This window comes from Levilactobacillus tujiorum (genome assembly GCF_012641185.1).
GTDB classification, from domain to species: Bacteria; Bacillota; Bacilli; order Lactobacillales; family Lactobacillaceae; genus Levilactobacillus; species Levilactobacillus tujiorum.
The window spans coordinates 16360-38026 of the sequence record NZ_JAAXLK010000013.1 but is presented as its reverse complement, the minus strand read 5'-3'; the positions used below and the strand labels follow the sequence as shown (position 1 = coordinate 38026).

The following is a 21667-nucleotide window of genomic DNA, read 5'->3' as shown; positions in this document are numbered from 1 at the left end:
TCTTTCAGAAAATGAGCGGGTAGACGTCTCATGAAAACGTCCCCAAGTCAAACTTATTTTTCATAGCTCACTTTTTGGCGCTGGACCGCAACGACCCGGTTCAAAATAACCACTAGAATCAACGACACCAAGGCGTAACCAGCCGCACCGAGACTGACATTTTGAAGGCCAACCTGCCCCAGCATCACCGACGCCGTGGCCGAGCCCACTGAGATACCGATGTTAAATGAAATTGGACTGACGGACGACGCTAGCATCGTCGCCTGCGGATAACTCTCCTCGGCTACATCCAAGAAGTGAATCTGAATGGGAGCACCCGCGATCGTGACAATCAGCGTTAAGATCAACAGCACGCTCACGCCCAGTGCCTGGCTATTTAACGCCCAGGGTAAGAACAGGAGTAAGGCCATATCTGCCACGTAGAACCAGGGCAGCTTCTGCAAGCCATTTCGCTGCGCTAACGCCCCGGACAGGCGATTACTAATGATGCTCATAATCCCCAAGACGAAGAGAATCCAGTTAAGACTGGCTAGGCTGAACCCCATACTGGTGGTGATCAGCGGCCGAATATACGTGTAATAGGCGTACATAGTAGCGGCCATGAAGAGGTTCACCGCAATGCCGAGATAAACGCGCCGATCCGTCAGAAAGACCAGCTGATCCTTCACACCGCCCCGCACCTGTTGGACGTGGCGCGGCAATAACCACGCCAATAACAGGTAGGTCACCAGCGTGATGATCGAAATCACGTGAAAGGCCGTGTGCCAACTGTCGGCGGTACTAATTGCCACACCGATGGGCACCCCGATGACTGACGCAATACTGAAGCCCGCCGAAATCCAGGCGATCAATACTGCCCGCTCATTGTGGGGCGCAATGTCATTGGCAAAGGCAATGATGAAGGACTCGATGGCCCCCGCGACCATCGCGGTCATCATCCGCGCGACCAGGAGTAGCCCATAGCTCGTGGCAAACCCACTCAAGGTGTTTCCCACGAGAAAGATCATCATGAGCACCATCAGCGTCTTATATCGACTGAAACGATTCGTCAAGACTGTAATGAACGGCGTGCTGACGGCAAAAGTCGTCGCAAAGATGGTCACCAGATAGCCAACGGTCGCCACCGAAACGTGGAGTGACTGCGAGATATCGGAGATGACCCCCACCACTATGAATTCATTACATCCCAACATGAATGACGTTAGGACAAAGATAATCGTTTGTAACCGGTACTTGGACATGGTCGACTTCCTTTCGAGCGCTCAATTTGAGCATAATTCACTTTGAGCCATTCACTAAGAATGACTCCCGCTACTTTCTAGAGTACACGAGAACGCAAAAAACGGCTAGTCCCCTCAGGCAACTAACCGTTTTGTTTCACTGAGTGTTAAAGATCAACTCAAGCGAGCCAACCGCTTTGCACGGCATGATGGCGTCAAAATAGCTAACTATTTACTTTGTTAAAGTTAGTCAAAAAAGAAGTTGTCGTTTTTGAACTCTAGGACTATTGTAGATGTGAACACTAAGAAAAAACTTTCTACTGGGCTCAGCTCACGAGCAGCCATCCCGCCAACACCACTAGTCAGCTGGCCGCTTACCTACTACTGATAAAGCCCACGTTACTAATCACTAATCCTCAAAAAAATTGGGAGGAATTATCATGATCACTTATCATCAACAACATATTGAAGATCTGTCCATTTTCTACAGAGAAGCCGGCGACCCCAGCAAACCAACCATGCTCCTATTGCATGGTTTCCCCTCTGCTAGCCACATGTTCCGTGATCTCATGCCAGCCCTCGAAAACCACTTTCATCTGATTGCGCCAGATCTCCCCGGATTTGGGCAGTCGAGTTCTCCCGATCACGACGAATTCATCTATAGTTTTAAACATCTCAGTGAAGTCATGACTGCCTTTTTGCAGGAACTCCACCTCACCTCGTTTTATATGTATGTCTTCGATTACGGCGCCCCCATCGGCTACTACATCGCGCTTGATCATCCGGGCTGGATTCGCGGCATTATCAGTCAAAATGGTAATGCTTATCAAGAAGGCTTGGGCAGTAAATGGACCACGCGGCAAGACTTCTGGGATCACCCTACGCAAGCTAAACGGGATAGCTACCGCACTGCCTTTGCGCCTGAGACCATTAAGAGCCAGTATCTCACGGGAACGCAACCGAATCGGGTCGCCCCGGATGGCTATATGCTCGACATTGCTTATACCCACACCCCGGATTACGCAGAACGGCAATTGGACCTTATCTTTGATTATCAAAATAACGTCAAGGCCTATCCCTTATTCCAACAGTACTTCCGCGAATACCAACCACAACTACTCGCAGTCTGGGGTAAAAATGATCCTTCATTCATCCCAGCCGGCGCCGAAGCCTTCAAGCACGACGATGCCAACGTTGAAGTTGACCTGCTAGACACCGGCCACTTTGCCTTGGAAACGCACGCCCAGACAATTGCGCAACTCATTATTCAATTCTTTAACAAGTAAGTAGGTGATGATAATGACTTTTAACTTAATTGAAGAGATGAATAAAAATTTTCCACCCCTGGACATCAGCCACGCAACTGCAGAAGAGATTTTACGTCTGCGTATGGTTGGCCTTGTCTATTGAGGATGAAAAGAAGGCTCTCGCTCGGGCTAAGGAATTGGGGATGCTACACCATACTGATCAGCCTGAGGATGCTTCTACTCGAAAAACTGACAAACCACAACTAAAACGTTAAAAATCGCCACTCCCCTTTCAGAGGTGACGATTATCCTCACTGCATCAAATTCAAGGTGACTAATTGATAAGTCGTTTTCTCATGTGTCGTGTGTTGCGTTACCTTTTTGCCCACTTGTTTTAAGATCGTGGTTCGCTCATGGCCGGTAACCGTCTGAACCTTGGTCACCACGAGTTTCGTGTTGGGATTCAAGAGATATTCCTTCTCATCCGAATACTGGGAAATTGGCGCGAGATAAGCGCCATGATACCCCTTGGGAAAATTAATCTTTAACAGAATCTGCGAAGTAAATTCTGTCGCCACGCCATAACTGGTACTAGTGGAAGCAAATCCGGGATCGCTGTAAATGGCGCCCGGCTTTAGTTTTGCTTGATGTAATGCGAGCCGGGCCACCTTTTTAGAAGTCCCCCGATAGACCGTCATCGCGTGGGTCAACTTAAACGTCTTAAGACTGGCCGCCAGATCTCTCACCCGTTGCTTAGTCTTAGCCGTCGCTTTGCGGTTAGGATAACGTAGGGCATTGTTAATCTTATCGGAGCCGTCACCAGTGTAAACACCGATCACCTTAATCTGCCGCTTGCTGAGTTGACCTGCCCAGGCTTTGGATCGTTTGACCATTTGCCGATAGTGTTTCTTAGTCAGTTTAATGGCGCGATTACTGTAGGTCATATGGCCCACATCAGTAACGAGTAACGTCTGCGTCGAGCCCGGTGCGACCACTAAGGCATCATTACCCGTTCGACGGACAATCGACAATGCCGTATTCTTAGGAATCGTCACACTTACAGGTGTCGCTTGATCCGTTGATTGGGTGAGAGCAGTCACTGTGCGGCGCGTAACCACTTGCTGTGTGCCAGCCGAGGTGGTCGTGTTTACATTATCCTCAACGTAAACTAGTTTTGGCGTCTTAGCCTTTACTTTAGCACTGGCAGTCGGCGTTGCACCACCACCCAGGATCAGGCCTACTCCTGCTACCAGTAATCCCTTTAATAGTCGATTCATCAAAATTCCCCCTCCAATGGCAAATGGCTTCCTCGTCAATTGCCCATTTTTCCCATTCCGTTCACAATTATAGCATGATGGTACCGTCATAGAACCTTTTAGGGGCAAAACTTAATCGTTATACAGCGGACTATTCTAGCAGTAATCTTTAGGCGCCGTTCATCCCCAGATATAAGCAAAAAAGCTGAGACAACCACTGCCACAGCTTCTAATCTTCAATTCAAATTATACAAATACGGTTTATGACGCGTAGTAAACTTCGCCGTGGAAACGATGGTTCTTCAATTGCTTGGCGACTTGGCGGGACGGGTAGTAGTGCTGTGTAACCCACACGCCAGCACCACCAGCCTCACTCAACACCGTCATCTTCTGGCCGCGATAGCGTTTGTTGGCAACCTTATAGTAAGTGCCATCCCCCGCCGATTGGTTCCAACCACGCAGGTCAATCCAATTGGCTTGGCGTACGCGCATCTTCTGGCCCACCGTCCACTTAGGATGACGGACTAACCGTGCTGGATCAGCCGTTACCAGCCGCTGTTTGAGCTTAGAGGCGCTAACGTAGCGTTGATTATTATTAAAACCGGCCGTCTTCCACTTAGTCGCGGTGAACTTAACCCGATCAAATTTTCCGTGACCATCGTAATGGTACCAAGTCCCCCGGAACCGTTGCGGATAAACCTTCATGGTTCGCTGAGATGCCGCGTGCGCCGTGGCCGGTACGCCCAGCTGTACGCCACTCAGCGTCAACCCCGCCAGTAGCGCTAATACCCATACCTGTTTCTTCATCAGTAAAACTCCTCCCCAGGAATATGCTGTTTATTAAATACGCAATTAGTATACACCAGTGGGGGGCTTGAAAACCGTATAAATTAATAAATAATGGTCCCGACGATTGCTGGCATTAGCTATCGGCATGACGTCACCTTGTCACTTGGGTTGCTCGTCATCTCCGTAATACTGAGGCGTAGGCGCTTCAACGGGATGAGCGATTAACCAGTCTGCAACTTGCCGACCTAAGTTTTCTCCCATTGGTGCCGAAGCCGCGATCTGAGCCTTAGTAATCTGATTGACGTGAATACCGGCCGTAATGGTACAACTGCCTGGCAACGCGGGTTGAACCACCTTGGCGACCCGTTCACCGACAAAGTTATCCTTGTGGAAACGGCCATCATGGCTGGGATACTTAATGGTTTGTATCGTTGTGTCCTTGGTCAACGTGGTGACATCCCCAATGTGCGGGTTGCTGCCACCCGTGACCACAATGAGCAAGTCCTTGCCAATGACCGTCACGTCCGCAGAAATCGTATAGCCCTCCTGCGTCACACTGAATTTTGGTATCTAATCACCCTCCCAACGTTTGGCCGTCTGTTCATGAATTCCAAAGGCATCTAGGACCTTCATGGTTTGATGATCGACCAGATCCTGAATCGTCCGTGGCTGATTGTAGAAGGCGGGAATCGGGGGAATGATCTGGGCACCGAGCTTCGCTAACTTCGTTAAATTCTCCAAATGAATCACACTCAATGGCGTTTCGCGGGGAACGATAACCAGCTTGCGTTGCTCTTTGATGGTCACGTCGGCGGCTCGAGCCACCAGGTTATCGCCAAAGCCATACGCGATGCCGGCCACGGTTTTCATACTGGCGGGAACGATAACCATCCCGTCATTCAGAAATGAGCCACTAGCAATTGCTGCTCCCTGATCGCGGTCACTGTAAACCACATCGGCTAGTGCTTTGATCTGATCCAACGTATAGTCCGTCTCCAACGCTAAATTTTTCTTAGCCCACGCACTCATCACGAGATGGGTCTCCACATCAGGGATGAGGCGTAATTTCTTTAGCAGATCAATCGCGTAGATCGTTCCCGACGCCCCGGTTACACCGACCACAATCTTTTTCATAAATTACCCGTCCTTTACTTCAAATATTTTTGCCAATCTGGAACCTTCATAAATTGGGCGCGCACAAACTGATCCTTCATATCGTATGGCACAGTGCCATCAATCACGAGTTTGGATGACATGCCACGTGTCCGAATTGATTTAGGATCATAGCCGGGACGCTCTGAAGGATCCAGCGGGTGATTGCGCATCCCCGGTAAAACCATCAGATCCTGATCTGCCTGGAAGCGGGTATTCACGGTCCACATGACATCGTTCATATCGAAAATATCCACATCTTCATCGACTAGAATCACGGTCTTTAACTCTTTGAATGCCGAGAATGCCAGCAATGCCGCTTGACGTTGAATGCCTTCGTCCGCCTCATCATCTTTATGAATCTGCATAATCGTCATCAATTTACCGCCACCTGCTGGCGGATTGTACACATTTAACACTTTTCCTGGAATAGCTCGATTCGTTAACTCCAAGATACTTGCCTCAGTCGGAATACCGGCCATGCTGACATGTTCCTCGGAAGGCCCAATCACGCTTTGCATAATCGGATGCTCCCGGTGGGTCACGGCGGTTACCTTGATCACCTGAACGGCTGGATTCGCATCACCATCGTACCCGGGAAATTCAGGCATGGCTTTCCCCGTATGCGTATTGATATCTTCTTGCATCCGCTCATTAGGCATAATGTAACCCTCCAAGGTAAACTCAGAGCGCGCAATCGCATTTTCATCAACCGTCACAGCAGGCGTTAACCCCACTGCTTCCTGTCGAATCGCACCGGCGACGCCAAGTTCGTTGTATCCCAGTGGCGTGGTAGGTGGCTCAAACGTACAGCCAATGGTAATCGCTGGATCAAGACCAATATTAATGGTAACTGGCATTGGTTCGTTGGCGGCTTCGTATTCCTTAGCAAACGCCCCAATATGCCGTCCGCCAGGCATAATGTATATCCCTAATTTGTCTTTATCTTCAAGAACCATTCGGTGAATTGTCACGTCGCTCATGGTCTTGGCTTTATTAGAACCTAGAACAACGCCCACCGTGATATATGGTCCGGCATCTTCCGGCGTATTGGTAGGTGCCGCAACCAGTTTGCGAATGTCAAAATCAGGATCGGTCGCTTTATGAATCACCTCATGGGCTGGGGCATCGTCGACCATGACAGGTGGCACAGGGTGATCCACAGCATCATTCAGAAACTGGCCTAGCGTATGGAAATCATGATGAAACATCAGGCCAACCCGCTTGCGACTCGCCATTAGTCCAGTTAGGACTCTCGTATCGGGAAAACCCGTAACGTGGTTAAACATCATCGCCGGTCCCTCCTGAGTGGGCCGTTCAACTGTCCCACCAGCGCCAATATACCGGTATACACCCGAAAGCTCAGCATCAGGGTTAACCTCAACGTCCGTGGCGTGATATTGTCCCGGCTGCGTTTTTAATTCAGCTAAGACTTTACGTAAATCATATGGCTCATTACTCATCAAATGACCTCCTGTCGTTTTCTACACTGTTCACCTTACACGCCCATTGACCTTGCAAACAACTCGTATATTGACTAACGTTATGCTTAACTGGAATAATAGATTGCTTAGCTAGCTGGTCACCGTGGAAGGACTGAGTTTAATGACTTTAGATGATTTTTATAGTTTTATCGTGCTCTACCAGACGCGCAACATTTCCGATGCCGCCATTGAATTAAATATCACGCAGTCGGCGCTATCCAAACGACTCCGTAATATTCAAGACGAGCTGGACATGCCCCTCATTTCTACGCGTAATAGGCGCCAATTAACAATTACTGAAGGTGGCGATGTCTTCTTCCATTACGCGCAAACCATCCTCACGCAATATCACCTCATGCAGACTGAACTACAGGATTACCGTGCGCTTAAACGAGGAACGTTGCACATCGGCAGTGTCCCCGTCATGGCTCAGTATGGCCTCACCCGTAAAATGAGCCACTTCATGCATGACTATCCGCAGATTAATATCCGCTTATCAGAGTTGCAAGGGGCCGACCTACTCAAACAATTGCAGGCTGAAACACTCGACTTGGGTATTATCCGTGATGTTCAGAGTCAACGCCTTAACAAATCACAGTTTACCGCCATCAATCTTGACACCGACGAGCTCCGTGTGGTTCTCGATGCAGCCCATCCACTCGCGCAACAATCCACCATCGCGCTAAACGACCTGCGGGATAGCGAGCTGGTAACGCTTAATCCAGGCTCAGGCGTCTACGAGCAAATGGATGCTCTCTTTCAACAAGCTGGTTTTATCCCTAACATCCGCTTTACCACACCCCACATTGAGACTTTACTGGGCATGGTCGCTCACACCCAACGGGTCACTATTCTGTTTGCCAAAGCAGCGCAGCCTTTTCTCACCTCAGAATTTGTCACGCGGCCATTCAGCACACCTTTAATCAGCCACCTACAACTCATCTATCCTCATGGGACATTGAGCCAAGCCGCCCAACGTCTCATCAACTATCTGCGCTAGGTTCCCCTACTGATTACTAATGTATTTTTGCTTAAAAATGTTGCACCTTTTTTGAATTTTCCCATCATGGTAATTTTTCAGAGTTTCCCCTTATCACGACCCTAAAAGAACAGTGCTATACATGCTATAATTAAGAAGCCGCTTACACAAAGTCGGCAATACGACTCACTTGAAAGGTGGACTGGCTCATGAATTATCTGCTACTCCTACGCGGTATCAATGTTGGCGGCAAGCACAAGGTTCCTATGGCTATGTTGCGCGATCTACTCCGCACCGCCGGATTTGACGCGGTTCGCTCTTACATTAACAGCGGCAACCTATTTATCAGTAGTGACCAGCCACAACCGGCTTGTGAGGCCATAATTACTCAACTACTCACTCGTAACTTTGATTTTCCTATCGACTTCCGCTTACTTAGCGAGCCCGAATTCTTGGCCGATCTCGCACTGGCCCCCGACTGGTGGGGTGCTGACCCACAACTCCGGCACAACGCGTTATTTAAGCTCAACACCTACGACCCTAGCCATGATTCCTGGCTGCGAGAGCACGTTACCGCCGACTACGACCAGATTCTGATCACCCCTAACGTGATCTTCTGGACCTCAACCCTGCGCGTCCACTTCAGCCGGTCATTTTATTCAAAGATTATGGGCACGTCATTTTACCGTCAAACCAGTGCGCGCAACTACAACACCACCACTAAACTCAAACATATTTTGGAGGAACCCCATGATTAGAAACGTTGTTCACGACCCCACCCAACTCAATACTAAAGCCCAATTGGCCACTAAACTGGACGCTCCCGTCGTGACTGATTTATTGGACACCTTGAAGGCGAACAGCGAAAATTGTGTCGGGATGGCTGCCAACATGATCGGTATCAATAAGCGTATTATCGTGGTCGACATGGGCATCATGCCCGTCGCCATGATTAATCCCACCATTACTAAAAAAGCCGGCGCCTTTCACACTCAGGAAGGTTGCCTGTCGCTAACCGGCGAGCGATCGACCACCCGCTATCAAACTATCGATGTCGATTTTCTTAATCAGAATTTTCAACGCCAACACCAGACCTTCACGGGCTTCGTCGCGCAAATCATCCAGCACGAAGTGGACCACTGCGAAGGCATCATTATTTAGACAAGGAGATTTTTGTGATGACTGAAGAAGAAAAAATGTTGGCTGGCCAGCTCTACGATCCATCTGATCCTAAGCTGCAAGCTCGCCTGCACTACGCACACCGCTTGTCGCAAGAATATAATCAAACTTTCGACGATGAGACGGCCAAGCGCGAAGAAATTCTGTCCAACCTTATCCCCGATCACGGCGAAAGGACCTACCTGCAGGGACCAATTTTCTTTGATTACGGGTGCTACACCCATTTAGGCCAGCATTTTTACGCCAACGCTAACTTCACCGTCCTCGATTGTGGCCATGTTACGATTGGCGATAGCGTCTGGTTTGGCCCCAACATCACGCTGGTCACCCCCATGCATCCCTTGCGCTACCAGGAACGGAACCTCCGGGCACACGCTGACGGTACGCTATTTGACCTCGAATACCAGAAGCCGATTACGATTGGCGACAACTGCTGGTTCGGCAGCAATGTCACAGTGATTGGCGGCGTCACGATTGGCAGCGGCTGTGTCATCGGCGCCGGCTCCGTAGTGACCCGCGATATCCCCGACAACTCATTGGCCGTGGGCAATCCCTGCCGTGTGGTTCGTGAGATTACGGAAGCAGATTCGATGAAGTACAAGACGGGTATTTAGTGAAATAACAACGTACACCCTATGGAATAAGTTAAATCAGTCGCATAAAACAAGATTGCTACTATAACAGCCATGCTAATTTACTCTATCCTAAGTAATTACCACAGGTTCAGCAACAACCAAACGTTTTGAGCACTAACCATTCTTTAAGGCCATGCGTTCATATGTAAAATATTCTTCAAGGAGGAATAATTATGGATAGTACTGCCGCATTAAAACTGTTGAAAGAGAATGGTCTTGCACACACTCAAGAATCATTAGAACGGCTAATAACCGACGGACGCATTTCTTCCACAGGTTCCATAACACAAAACAATTTAAGAATTAATGATGAGTCTCTACAAGCTTATATTGATGAATATCTTAACTTTTTGGGCTCACAGGAAAAATCCTCAATATTTAAAGGTCCTTTTTCACTCATGTGACACATTTCTTTTGCCCTATATCAACACGCATCTTAATCTAAAGAGGCACAACCTGTTAAACGATTAATATTTCCCAGAGAAATTTGTCCACATACAACTATAAAATAGCCCTCCAAAATTGGTTAACATTCCAATCTTGGAGGGTTATTTCGTGAATACTTTTTATACTTATTTAGTCTTCCACAACTGATAACTCCCCCAGCCAATCAAGCTCAGGTTGAGTAGCATCAGTAATCCCCACAACCACAGGTAATCGGTCAATAGCGGTGAATGTTGAGTACTCACCAAATCATAGGTCATGCCGAGAATGATGATGCCATTCACGATCAACCCGATCCGTTTCGTCCACGCCGTTTTGGCAAATGCCGTAATCACGACCACCACCAAGATCATCGCAACTCCGACGACATCTGGATCATGCCAATTAAAGTCCAAGCCTAGACTGGTTGTTGATGAAGGTTCCAGCGACATCACCAATAAAAAATACAGACTACCTAAACCACTCAGCAATGGCACATACCCGTACAATTTTTGCATGATGTTCACCACCCACGTCTTTGTTTTAGCTGTACCATAGGCGATTTGCGCGGGAAAGTAAACTAATATGCTGGGGTAAGTCCTCGGTCCTCGCATCATCCTCATACTTTTCAAAAAGATGGCATTTTTCGCTTGCCTTCGAGTCGACTCAAAGGTTTACGATGAGATCATCAAATTTTGAAGGGAGCTTTGACTGATATGATCAAAGACAAAGTTGTTTTAATTACGGGTGCCTCCTCAGGGATTGGTGCCGCTACTGCCAAATTACTAGCTAGCAAAGGGGCTAAGTTAGTTCTCGGTGCTCGTCGCGAAGACAAGTTACAAGCACTGACAACTGAAATTAAGGCTGCAGGCGGACAAGCCGCCTACCAATCGCTAGACGTCACGGATGCTGAGGCTAATCGGCAAATTGTTCAGTTCACTAAAGATACGTTTGGCCAGCTGGACGTTATTTTTCTAAATGCCGGCTTGATGCCTAACTCCCCCATGTCAGAACTGAAAACCGACGAATGGAATCGAATGGTTGACGTTAATATTAAAGGGGTATTGAATGGAATTGCCGCTGTGCTGCCAACTTTTAAGCATCAACAATCCGGTCACGTCATCGCGACTTCTTCCGTAGCTGGCCTTAAGGCTTACCCCGGTGGTGCCGTCTACGGCGCGACTAAGTGGGCCGTACGCGATCTGATGGAAGTGCTACGGATGGAATCTGCTCAGGAAAATAGCCACATTCGGACGGCCACGATCTACCCGGCTGCCATTCAAACGGAATTATTAGCTACCACCACGGATGCTGCCACCTTAAAGGGCGCATCAGCATTATACGATCGGTATCAAATCAGCCCCGAACGCGTGGCCAACGTCATTGCCTTCGCCATCGACCAACCTGCCGACACGAATGTTAGTGAATTCACGGTTGGACCAACTGATCAACCTTGGTAACTAGCAGCACAGAGAGTAAATAAGTTTCGGCTAAATCAGTTGGAACCTAAAAGGACCTGGGATTTTTCTCAGGTCCTTTATTGTCATTTACGTTTAAACTGTCGTAGTCTCTTCCGACTTCGATAATTCCAAGGCTAACCGCAAATTCAAACTCGTCTGCGGATTCTTAACCGACTGCCCCAAAATCTTTTCACACTGTTTAATCCGATACTTGATCGTGTTGCGGTGGAGATACAAGGTATTAGCTGTCTTTGTAATTTCGCAATTATAGTCCAAGTAATACTGCAGGGTTTTACGTAAATCAATCGTTGAAGGATCGGTTGGATACGCCAAGTCCTTTAAAACTTTTTCACAATAATAGTGAATATCTTCATCATTGGCCCCTTCAAACAGACTGATCAGGCCGCGCGGATGATAGTAATTCATCATATCGGGATCTTCCTGTTGTTTAACCTCGTCTAATGCTAATTTAGCCTCAATGTACGAACTCGAGATTTCTTCAATTTCATCGTAAGGGTTCCCAAATGAAAAGCTTAAATTAATGTCCAGTTCTTTCCTTAGACTCTTAATTAAAGTTTTGACCGTCCGTTCAAACCCAACCTCTTTTGATTGGAACAACAACGCAATATCATTGCTGTTCTTCACCTTAAAAGTCACGACATCGCGAATCTTCACCGGTAACTGCTCTTGTAACCAGTTATTAGCAACTTCTGCTTCTTCCTTACGATAAAAAATTTGGTTCTTATTTTTTTCATTGGGTACACAATAAACCAAAGCAATCCGGTAATAGTCACTCTGAACCAATCCATAATTTTCTCCTAGATCAATCCAATCCCGATTTTCATTACTCTGTTCTGTCTTGGCTTTAACTAATTGAGATAGGAAATCACTTTTCATAAGATCAAAGAATTCCTGTACCTTTTGATTCTTATAGAGAATAAACGTTAACACCAGAACCGCCTGCTCAATTGCAAATTCTGAAATTGGGTAAGGGATCTGTTCTGGTCTTAAGATCACCAAATAATACGGAAAATGATTGGCCACTTTAACCGGATATCCCAAGACTTGAATCTTTTCATCCTTAACTCCCTTAATTAAAAGAGTGCTCTTACCCTCATTAATTTTCTCGTAATCCTGAGTCGTTAACTGTTCTGTATAAAATGACGCCGGATAATCAGATCCTGAGAAAAACTGCGAATTTCCAATCACCTTATGCCAAGGATTAAGCAGAATCACCGGCGCATTAATAATCTTTCCCAATTCCGCAATAAAACGGCCATTGCTGACATCGTGCATCAATAAATTGGAAAAACTCTTTTGAATGTCTAACGCATATGTAAGTTGTTCAGTCTTAGTATCCCATAAGTAACTCTGCATTTGATAAAGTAGCCCACCCAGTGGTTGGCCACTTGGGATCTTAATGAGTGGTAAGTCAATCTCCGTGGCGTACTTGACCACTGCCGGATCAATCGCTTCAATGAATCGGCCGACCTTGATCCCCAGAGCAGTCACATGCTGCTGTTTCAACGAGGCTAGAAACGGCTTTAGCTTCTCCTGACCATTCCGGAAAACCATCGCCGTCGTTAAGATAATGACATGTTCGGGAATAAAATTAGCGACATCGGGCGTTTCCGTAATTTCAACGCTTTCGACTGGGCGATCCATGTCTTTGTGAATCGACATGACCTCCAAATCAGAAAAACGCGGCAAGCTCAGTAACTCCTTTAACGTGCTCACTTTAGTTAACCTCCTCAAATAAAAGTTAGCGCTTTCATTTATCCAATTAAAACACATTTGGCTAAAATAGACAAATATCATTAATTTATGGTGCAGAGTATGCAATGAATTTCTTGTGAATCTCCTTATAATTATCACTGTAAGCGTTTACATATATGGTGAAATTGGAGGACTTATCATGGACAAAGTTACAGAAAAATCAGGTATGGCCTATTGGAAGAAGATTGTCATCTTACTCTGTGCTGGCTGGATTACCATTTGGATTTACCGTTCTGCCCTTGCACCGGTTTACCCCCAAATCCGTTCATCACTCGGCGGTGGGGTATCCGATACTGCCTTGGGATCAATTTCTAGCTTTTATTTTCTTGGTTATGTCATCATGCAAATTCCCGCGGGGTTCCTAGTCGATAAGATCGGGAAGAAGCGGGTCTTGATTCCCGGATTTATTTTATTCGCCATCGCTGCTTTAATCGTAGCCATGGCCAGCTCCATTCAAATGATTTACGTCGGGTCCGTACTAGCCGGCTTGGGCTGTGGGTCCTTCTACGGCTCAGCTTATTCTCTGACCTCGCAAAATATCCCCGCCAATAAAAAGAGTTTCTCTACGGCCATCGTGAACAGTGGTTCCGCCGTCGGTTCTGGCCTGGGGATGATCCTCTCCAGCTTCCTAGTTGCCCAACAAGGCATGCCTTGGCAAACGATGATGTACATCACAATTGTCATGATTGTCTGCATGGTCATCGCATTTCAAGCCATTATTAAAAGTAACAAAGACGACATCGTGAATATTCAGGCTGCCGAAGAAGCGGCTAAGGCTGAAACCCCTAAGGTCAAAGAAAAAGTCTCCTTGACCACCCTCTTTCAACCTAAGATGCTCTTCGCCTACATCCTGTACTTCGCTACCTGCTACGCCTACTACATGATCGTAACGTGGCTTCCTAACTTCCTAGCAACAGAACGGGGCTTCCACGGTGCCGCCATTGGTTTTTCATCCTCTCTGGTGGCCTTCGCATCCATCCCCGGCGCCCTTTTCTTCAGTAAGTTGGCTGATAAATACTTAACTAAAAAGATTCAGTTCATCGTGGTTTTGGAATTGCTCTCCGCGGCCATGCTGCTATTAACCGTCCAGGCGACCACTTCGGCCTTCTTACTGACCGCACTGATCCTATACGGATTCCTGGGTAAACTAGCGGTTGAACCCATCATCATTTCTTGGCTTGGTGAAAATGCCCCCGCTGTCGGTGTCGGCACAACCTTAGGTGTCTTCAACTTCTTCGGAATGATGTCTTCAATCATCGCCCCTGCCCTAACTGGGAGTATCTCCGATGCCACTGGTTCCAAGGTCTTAGGCTTCTACATTGCCATCATCCTACTAGCAGTGGGTACGGTGCTATTCTTACTCGCTAACTTGCGTAAGAAACAAGCCTAAGCTCAGTCCTCCGCTAATTTCAATCTTAACAATCGAATAGTTTCCGTTAAACACCCATAGTCCTTGCTACTCACTGCCAGATTGCATCACCGATCGTGAGTGGCAACGACTATGGGTGTTTAATTCTTACGCCCACCTGACTGGAGGTCTTCGGTGTGTTCAAAAAAATCAGCTATATTTTTGTTTTTGCCTTTTGTGGCAGTCTCTTACGGCTAGGCTTGACGGCGATGACTAGCCATCACTTGACCACCATTCTCTTGATCAACGTGGCCGGATCTTTTCTACTGGCGTTTATCTCCAAATCACTCCCCACGCTCATTCCCCTCTCAGAGGCAGCTATGGCCGGTCTGACTGTCGGTCTAGTCGGTAGCTTCACGACCTTTTCAACCTTCTCAATGGACGTTGTCCACCTCCTACAGCAGGGGGCCATGGGTCTTGCACTCACCTACTGGTTGGCCAGCCTGCTACTCGGTTGTGGCGCCGCTGTTTTAGGCTTTCGTTCAAGTGCTCGTGTGACTGAAGGGGCGTGACGGCATGTTGGCGATCCTCTACATTTGTTTAGCGGGTAGTTGCGGGGCGCTCACGCGTTTCACCGTGGGCTACGTCACTGACTTACTCATCCCCCCAACCCACTTTCCCGTAGCAACGGTGTCCATCAATATCTTAGGTTCCAGTCTACTAGGAATTGCAACGGGGTTACTTGCACCGACCGCGCTACTCTTCCAGGTTGCCAGTGGCTTTCTGGGAGGGTTTTCCACCTTTTCTACGTTTACCAACGACTTTATCAAGCTGATTGATCACAAACCCATTACCGCTATGAGTTATCTGATGCTATCCGCCACACTGGGCGTCGTCAGTGCCTTTGTGGGTTATGAACTGGTCATTTAAATTGGCTTGCCGATCACCAAGTAATCAGGCAGTATTAAGTTATTCGCGAGTCTAGGTGCGGTTTTACCGTACGCGAAGAAGAAGCAGTGGTCGCCTAATTAACGACCGTCGGACTGCTTCTTTTTTGTATTCGTTTAGATTATTAAATCATTAGTGAAAGCGTTGTCCCCAATGACCACCCGGCGTATAATATGGGGTAACCGCAAGTCTAGTGTGGTGTCGTGTGAGGGAGCAGTGGTGGCTGCTCCCTTTTTTGCGTGTCCTTTAACTGTTATGTCTTTTTGCTTTACTAGCCGCTGAACACTTTTGGCAGGAATGGAGGATACCCATTATCCAGAGATTACCATTGTTCACATAACCGAAGAAGGCCAGAGATGGCGGCAGCAGTGACCGTGGTGTTAGCCGATGTTTCCTTGGCCACCGCGCCAGCAGACCGCTTATCCAGCTGCAGGCGGTCTCCATAGTAGCCAAAATCTCTGGCAGCCACAGGTGACGGCTAAAACCCAAAATTCAGGTTGGCACAAGGCAGGGCAACCTTTTCCAACAAAATTACTGATCACACCAAAAAAACGGGACCAACCCATGTCTGAGCTGATCCCGTCAAAACTATTCTCTAGTCATAATATGAAGGTGGTTCTAATTAACGATGTGCAGTGGTTCTTGTCCTTGATCAACCCGAACGGTATTCTTGGCAACGATCGCAGCCATCGCGTCCCGTGCTTCGACGGTGGCGTTCCCTACATGGGGCGTCAAAATGACATTGTCCAATGCCTTGAAACCATCATCAACGTTAGGTTCTGCTTCGTAAACATCCAACGCTGCGCCAGCCAATTCGCCGGCCTTCAACGCCTCGAGTAAAGCAGCCTCATCAATGACTGGTCCCCGTGCGGCATTAATCAAGTAGGCAGATGACTTCATCTGCTTGAATTCTGGTGCACCAATCATGTGGTGGGTCTTGTCGTTCAGTGGGCAGTGCAAGCTCAGCACATCGCTGGTTTTAATCAACTCTTCCAAGCTGACAAATTTAGCCCCAAACTGCGCTTCCACTTCTGGATCAAGCTGGGTCCGTTGCGAGTAGATGATGTTCATATCGAACGCCTTCATCCGCTTGGCAACGGCTTGACCAATTTGCCCCATACCGACAATCCCTAAGGTCTTACCAGAGAGTTCATGGCCTAAGAAGAAGAGTGGTGACCAACCATCGAAGCCCTTCGTCCGCATCAACTTATCGCCTTCAACCATCCGGTGGGCTAACGTAATCATCAGCCCCGTCGTCACTTCAGCGGTTGAAACGGTCGAAACTTCTGGTGTGTTGGTGACAGGAATCCCCTTTTGCCGAGCATACGCCGCGTCAATATTATTAAAGCCCGCACCGTAGTTGGCAATAATCTTCAGGTTAGGATCGGCATCAATCACGTCCTTGTCAACCTGTGTTGATAGTGGCGTAATCAAATAATCCTTTCCCACGATTCGTTTGACCAATTCTTCTTTCGTGATTAATCCACTGCCTGTATAGACATCGATATCCAAATTGGCTTCCTTTAAAATTGCCAAAGCCGACTGTGGAATTGCTGCAGTTACTAAAACACTAGCCATGACTATCACTCCTCTAGTAAGATTTGGTTTACAACTCTATTGTATACGTTTTCAATTAGCGATGCACTGCCAGTTTATTGAGCAGTGTAACCCCCGTCCACCACGAATTCTGAACCAGTTGCGAACTTAGATTCATCTGACGCTAAGTAAACACAGATCCAAGCAATATCGTTAGGCTCACCAATGTGGCCCATCGGCGTCTTTGTCCGGTCTGACATCGCCGCTTCAGCACCCGGCAGATCGTCAACTAACGGTGTCTTGATATAGCCAGGGTGAACGGTATTAACCCGGACATCGTAGTCCTTCAGTGCACAGTCGACGGCTGCGGACTTAGACATGATCCGCACACCACCCTTGGATGCATTGTAAGCGCCCAGATTAGGGTCGCCGACAAAACCTTCGATGGAAGACATGTTGATAATGGATGCGCCCAAGTGCTTGTTCTTCATCCGTTGAATCCCCAACCGAGTGCCATAGAAGACCCCATCCAAGTTAACAGCCAGTTGTTGCTTCCATTCCTTGGTTGACGTGTTTTCGATACTCTTGTTAACGGCCATTCCGGCGTTATTCACTATCGTAGTCACTGGGCCAAAAGCTTTTTCAGTCGCATCAAATAAATCAAGCCAGCCTTGTTCATCCGTCGCATCGTGCTGGAAGAACTGAATCACATCAGGACCGCCGATACTTTTAGCGGCCTTCTCGCCAACATCCGCGTGGCGTCCGGTAATCATGACCTTGCCGCCTTCTGCGACGAACTTATCAGCAACGGCTAACCCAATCCCTAGGGTTCCACCCGTAACAATGGCAACTTTTCCGTCTAAACGATGACTCATCTCATTCTACCTCCCGAAGTTAACTCTAGTTGTGTTGTCTTTCACAATTCATTGCGGTGAAAATCGAACCGCCAGACACTTGGCAGTTCGATCTCTCTTTCAAAACAGTACTGCCGCAGAAGCCGACAGACACCGTCCTATTTAGAGATGGTCAGTCAATCTACAACTTCACGTTGCACGGCAAGTTCACTGACCATCACCACAAACTTTCAAGGATCAAATTTCATCAATCAATCTCTAAGTCTAAGCCTGATTAAAACAGCTTCTAAGCGTAACTGATGCGCGTTCCGGCCTTGCCCTGTAAGGCTAAGTCAGCCTCATCCAGGGAGCAGATAATCGCAGTTCGTCCGGTTTTGGCGAACGCAATCGCTGCTTCAATCTTCGGCCCCATACTTCCGGCGGCAAATTGCCCGTCGTCCAGATGTTTTTGCGCCTCTTTAACGCAGATGTTTTCCAGTTTCTTTTGGTTAGATTTGCCGTAGTTGACGTAAACATTGCTGACATCCGTTAAAATCATGAAAATATCAGCATTGACTTGTTCTGCCAATTTCCGACCAGTCCGGTCCTTATCAATGACCGCCTCTAAACCTTGGAGGAGACCGTCCTCAGTCTGGTAGACTGGGATACCGCCACCCCCACCAGCAATGACGATGATGTTTTGTTCTAACAAATGATTAATCGAATCAACACCATGAATCATAGCCGGCATCGGTGAAGGCACCACTCGTCGGTAACCCCGACCCGCATCTTCCTTCATGATCCACCCTTTATCAGCTTGGAGCTGCTGGGCTTCCTCTTCAGTGTAGAAGACACCGATGGGTTTGCTAGGATTCTTGAAGGCTGGATCGTCACGGTCAACCTCCACTTCCGTTAGCAAAGTGGCCACGTTAGCCGACGACTGATTCTGTCGCAAGGTGTTCTTTAGACTCTGCTCCAACATGTACCCAATAAATCCTTGGGATTCTCCGTTACAAGCATCCAGTGGCAACGCTGGGACGGTGTGCTTAGCCAATTCATTCTGTTGGAGAATATTCCCAACTTGAGGACCATTACCGTGAGTCAACACAATTTCGTAATCCATGGCTTCAATCTTCGCAATTTGCTCAGCACTCTTCTGAACGTTAGTCATCTGAACATCAAATGTTGGATCTTGCTTGGGTTGGAGAATCGCGTTACCACCAACCGCAATGACAACTCTTTTAGCCATCGGGATTCCCCCCTTTCTTCCGTTTCAAAATCAAATCAATATTTCAAGTCGAGGTCGAGATTAACCTGCTTATAAACCAAGGCTGAGACAATTCCTGCCAAACAATCAATGCCCGACGTGTTGCCGTATTCAATGGCTGCCGCTAATAAATCATCTAAATTTTCTAGCGGTTCATTGCCCTTCAGGTAGCGAACAATTCCGAGCAAAGCACTACTGAACCGGCGCCGCAACGCATAGTACAGATAACTCCGACCAACATCCGTCGTGTAACGGGCATCCTCAATTCGAGAAGCCACCGCCGCACGGAGTTCTTGATGATTGCCACTGAGCCAATCAATGAGAATCCAGCCTAACAAGAAGTCATCGCCCGATGGGGTGAGCCCCCTGCCTCTGCCAATGAAGAAGTCGACCCCCCATTGGACGGTAACTGCATTTGTTAACCAAGATGTCTCTTTTTGATAAGGCGACGTTGCCGTCGTCAAGAAATCCTGAAATGGCTGGTCAAAGCCTGTCTGTCGTTCGATGTTGCGGCAATTATTCAGTAAGTAGCCTAGCCGATCTGAACGAATCCCTTCAGTCAACAAGTCGGCACGAAACGTGTCAACAATCTTGAGTTGCCAAGTCTCCTGATACGTCTCGATGTAAAATGCCGCATCGTGAAACTCAACCTTACGAGTATCTCGAATCTGACTCAATAGATCGGTAAAATCGCGTGGCGGAAGATAGAGTCCACCTGGTAAAAGTTTTGAGCGGTCGCTGGTCAGAATCACCAACGGCGTGTGCTGCTTGTCTGTTAAATTAAAGGTATGTTCAAAGACGCTATGAACATACCAATCTCTATCTTCTAGAGCCAGAAGTACGTGGTCACCCAGAACTTCTACTTCACGCATTTATTCCTCAAAACCTAACTTCTTCGCGTAAGCCAGGACAGCTTTTTCGAAGGCTTCCATCGGTGGATTAACGGTTCCAGCCCCGATTTGTCCTAACCCAGCTTTCTTGTTGGCAATCCCCGTATTAATGACCGGGAGAATGCCCGTTTCAACAACTTTTCGCGCATCAATCCCAATGGAGATCCCGCGGAAATCCCAAGTTGGGATCGGGAAGTTCGGGTTAGATGCCGTGGTAATTTCTGTCATATCTTCACTGGTATGCAGGGCATCGAAGAACCCACCTGTGCCGACGAACCGGGTTACGGCAGGTGCAGCGATCATGGCGAACCCACCAACCCCAAACGTTTCGGTAATGGCACTATCACCCATATCAGGTGACGCATCGTCTTCAGAAAAACCAGAGAAGTAGAGTCCGTGCGGCGTGTTAACCGGACCGGTGAACCATTCGTCACCCATCCCAGCAATCCGGATACCAAATTCATACCCGTTCCGGCACATGGCCGTCACGATCGTCCCTTCCTGAATCTGACGGGCGCCATCCATCACGGATTTAGCGGAGGCCATCATAATATTCAAGAAGAATTGGTCGGTATCGGCTAGGAATTGAATGACATCTTCCTTGTCCTTCTGGTCAATGTCTAAGGCCACAATACTTGGCGACATTTCCTTCAAGAATGCCAGTGACGCTGCGATATTCCGTTGATGGAATTCATCACCCATGGCAATCGCTTTGGCAATTAAAACGTTTACATTCAATGGTTCACGCGTTTGCAAAGCTTTGCTCAAGACGGGACCTAAGACATCGCGCATCCAGCGCAACCGATCAATGACTTCGGGACCGTTCGCACCAAACCGCAGGACCGCGCCAATCCCTTCGTTCATCGTGCAGTAAGCGCGGTTACCATCCGTCCGGTTTTCAACGACCACCAGTGGCATGTGGGCTGACGTAATTCCACCCATTGGGCCAACTGCATCAACGTGGTGGCAAGGAATGAGGGTGACTTCGCCGCTTTCCATGAGTTTGCGCGCGTCAGCTTCATTATCTGCCCACCCTTCGAACAGTGCGGCACCAATGCAGGCACCTTGGACGGGATCAATCATTTTGTCATAAGTAATTGGTGGACCAGCGTGGAGTAAGACTTTACCGTGTTTGAATTCATCAATCACATCGATTGCGGGAACAACATCCAATAGGAATGGTGAACCGGCAATAATTTTTGAGACGACTGCCTGATTGGCTTCGTCGATACTTTTATAAACCAT

The 21667-nt window shown here is 47.9% G+C and carries 23 protein-coding genes; 10 read left to right on the top strand and 13 right to left on the bottom strand.

What is annotated here, in order from left to right; genetic code table 11:
• Positions 1-53: 53 nt before the first annotated feature.
• Positions 54-1241 carry an MFS transporter gene (locus HF569_RS07605; RefSeq protein WP_168901955.1) on the bottom strand — a complete coding sequence of 396 codons (1188 nt, stop codon included), beginning with the start codon at positions 1239-1241 and terminating at the stop codon, positions 54-56.
• A 419-nt stretch (positions 1242-1660) separates the two neighbouring features.
• Here HF569_RS07605 and HF569_RS07600 point away from each other — a divergent pair, with 419 nt between their 5' ends.
• Positions 1661-2506 (top strand): alpha/beta fold hydrolase, encoded by an 846-nt coding sequence (locus HF569_RS07600; protein ID WP_168901954.1) that lies wholly within the window; start codon positions 1661-1663, stop codon positions 2504-2506.
• 272 nt (positions 2507-2778) lie between these two features.
• Here HF569_RS07600 and HF569_RS07595 read toward each other — a convergent pair whose 3' ends face one another.
• The 5 genes from HF569_RS07595 to HF569_RS07575 form a co-directional block, all read right to left on the bottom strand.
• Entirely contained in the window at positions 2779-3744 is a 966-nt protein-coding gene (locus tag HF569_RS07595) for an ADP-ribosyltransferase (protein ID WP_168901953.1), read from the bottom strand.
• Positions 3745-3984: 240 nt separating this feature from the next.
• Positions 3985-4530: a hypothetical protein gene (locus HF569_RS07590; protein WP_168901952.1), complete on the bottom strand. Its 546-nt coding sequence runs from the start codon at positions 4528-4530 to the stop codon at positions 3985-3987.
• Between the two features lie 141 nt (positions 4531-4671).
• Positions 4672-5082, bottom strand: a complete 411-nt coding sequence (lpdD, locus tag HF569_RS07585) for a prenylated flavin chaperone LpdD (RefSeq protein WP_168901992.1) — start codon at positions 5080-5082, stop codon at positions 4672-4674.
• Complete coding sequence (locus HF569_RS07580) at positions 5083-5646, bottom strand: UbiX family flavin prenyltransferase (protein WP_168901951.1); 564 nt, start codon at positions 5644-5646, stop codon at positions 5083-5085.
• A gap of 14 nt (positions 5647-5660) precedes the next feature.
• Positions 5661-7127: a UbiD family decarboxylase gene (locus tag HF569_RS07575; protein WP_168901950.1), complete on the bottom strand. Its 1467-nt coding sequence runs from the start codon at positions 7125-7127 to the stop codon at positions 5661-5663.
• A 142-nt stretch (positions 7128-7269) separates the two neighbouring features.
• Here HF569_RS07575 and HF569_RS07570 point away from each other — a divergent pair, with 142 nt between their 5' ends.
• The 5 genes from HF569_RS07570 to HF569_RS07550 all read left to right on the top strand — a co-directional run bounded on the left by HF569_RS07570 (position 7270) and on the right by HF569_RS07550 (position 10345).
• On the top strand, positions 7270-8148 hold the full coding sequence (locus tag HF569_RS07570; protein WP_168901949.1) for a LysR family transcriptional regulator: 879 nt from the start codon (positions 7270-7272) through the stop codon (positions 8146-8148).
• 188 nt (positions 8149-8336) lie between these two features.
• Positions 8337-8885, top strand: a complete 549-nt coding sequence (locus HF569_RS07565; protein ID WP_168901948.1) for a DUF1697 domain-containing protein — start codon at positions 8337-8339, stop codon at positions 8883-8885.
• Positions 8878-9288, top strand: coding sequence for a peptide deformylase (locus HF569_RS07560; RefSeq protein ID WP_168901947.1), 411 nt, complete (start codon positions 8878-8880; stop codon positions 9286-9288). The genes HF569_RS07565 and HF569_RS07560 overlap by 8 nt, the downstream gene beginning before the upstream one ends.
• 17 nt (positions 9289-9305) lie before the next feature.
• On the top strand, positions 9306-9920 hold the full coding sequence (locus HF569_RS07555) for a sugar O-acetyltransferase (protein ID WP_168901946.1): 615 nt from the start codon (positions 9306-9308) through the stop codon (positions 9918-9920).
• A gap of 194 nt (positions 9921-10114) precedes the next feature.
• Positions 10115-10345 carry a hypothetical protein gene (locus HF569_RS07550; RefSeq protein ID WP_168901945.1) on the top strand — a complete coding sequence of 77 codons (231 nt, stop codon included), beginning with the start codon at positions 10115-10117 and terminating at the stop codon, positions 10343-10345.
• Between the two features lie 168 nt (positions 10346-10513).
• Here the strand turns inward: HF569_RS07550 and HF569_RS07545 are convergent, their stop codons facing one another.
• Positions 10514-10882: a hypothetical protein gene (locus HF569_RS07545; RefSeq protein ID WP_168901944.1), complete on the bottom strand. Its 369-nt coding sequence runs from the start codon at positions 10880-10882 to the stop codon at positions 10514-10516.
• 198 nt (positions 10883-11080) lie between these two features.
• On the opposite strand from HF569_RS07545, the gene HF569_RS07540 reads away from it, so the two are divergent.
• Positions 11081-11824 carry an SDR family oxidoreductase gene (locus tag HF569_RS07540; RefSeq protein WP_168901943.1) on the top strand — a complete coding sequence of 248 codons (744 nt, stop codon included), beginning with the start codon at positions 11081-11083 and terminating at the stop codon, positions 11822-11824.
• Positions 11825-11917: 93 nt separating this feature from the next.
• On the opposite strand, the gene HF569_RS07535 is transcribed toward HF569_RS07540, so the two are convergent.
• Positions 11918-13561, bottom strand: coding sequence for a PucR family transcriptional regulator (locus tag HF569_RS07535; RefSeq protein WP_168901942.1), 1644 nt, complete (start codon positions 13559-13561; stop codon positions 11918-11920).
• A 178-nt stretch (positions 13562-13739) separates the two neighbouring features.
• Here HF569_RS07535 and HF569_RS07530 point away from each other — a divergent pair, with 178 nt between their 5' ends.
• From HF569_RS07530 to HF569_RS07520, 3 genes are all read left to right on the top strand, one after another.
• Positions 13740-14990 carry an MFS transporter gene (locus tag HF569_RS07530; RefSeq protein ID WP_168901941.1) on the top strand — a complete coding sequence of 417 codons (1251 nt, stop codon included), beginning with the start codon at positions 13740-13742 and terminating at the stop codon, positions 14988-14990.
• Positions 14991-15145: 155 nt separating this feature from the next.
• Positions 15146-15520, top strand: a complete 375-nt coding sequence (locus tag HF569_RS07525) for a fluoride efflux transporter FluC (protein ID WP_168901940.1) — start codon at positions 15146-15148, stop codon at positions 15518-15520.
• Positions 15521-15524: 4 nt separating this feature from the next.
• Positions 15525-15878: a fluoride efflux transporter FluC gene (locus HF569_RS07520; protein WP_168901939.1), complete on the top strand. Its 354-nt coding sequence runs from the start codon at positions 15525-15527 to the stop codon at positions 15876-15878.
• A gap of 636 nt (positions 15879-16514) precedes the next feature.
• On the opposite strand, the gene HF569_RS07515 is transcribed toward HF569_RS07520, so the two are convergent.
• From HF569_RS07515 to HF569_RS07495, 5 genes are all read right to left on the bottom strand, one after another.
• Positions 16515-17474: a 2-hydroxyacid dehydrogenase family protein gene (locus HF569_RS07515; protein ID WP_168901938.1), complete on the bottom strand. Its 960-nt coding sequence runs from the start codon at positions 17472-17474 to the stop codon at positions 16515-16517.
• A 74-nt stretch (positions 17475-17548) separates the two neighbouring features.
• Positions 17549-18307 carry an SDR family oxidoreductase gene (locus HF569_RS07510; protein WP_168901937.1) on the bottom strand — a complete coding sequence of 253 codons (759 nt, stop codon included), beginning with the start codon at positions 18305-18307 and terminating at the stop codon, positions 17549-17551.
• A gap of 265 nt (positions 18308-18572) precedes the next feature.
• Positions 18573-19514, bottom strand: coding sequence for a carbamate kinase (gene arcC, locus HF569_RS07505; RefSeq protein WP_168901936.1), 942 nt, complete (start codon positions 19512-19514; stop codon positions 18573-18575).
• Positions 19515-19549: 35 nt separating this feature from the next.
• Positions 19550-20404, bottom strand: a complete 855-nt coding sequence (locus HF569_RS07500) for a DUF2877 domain-containing protein (RefSeq protein WP_168901935.1) — start codon at positions 20402-20404, stop codon at positions 19550-19552.
• A complete protein-coding gene (locus HF569_RS07495; RefSeq protein ID WP_168901934.1) occupies positions 20405-21667 on the bottom strand; it encodes a YlbE family protein in 1263 nt (420 codons plus the stop codon).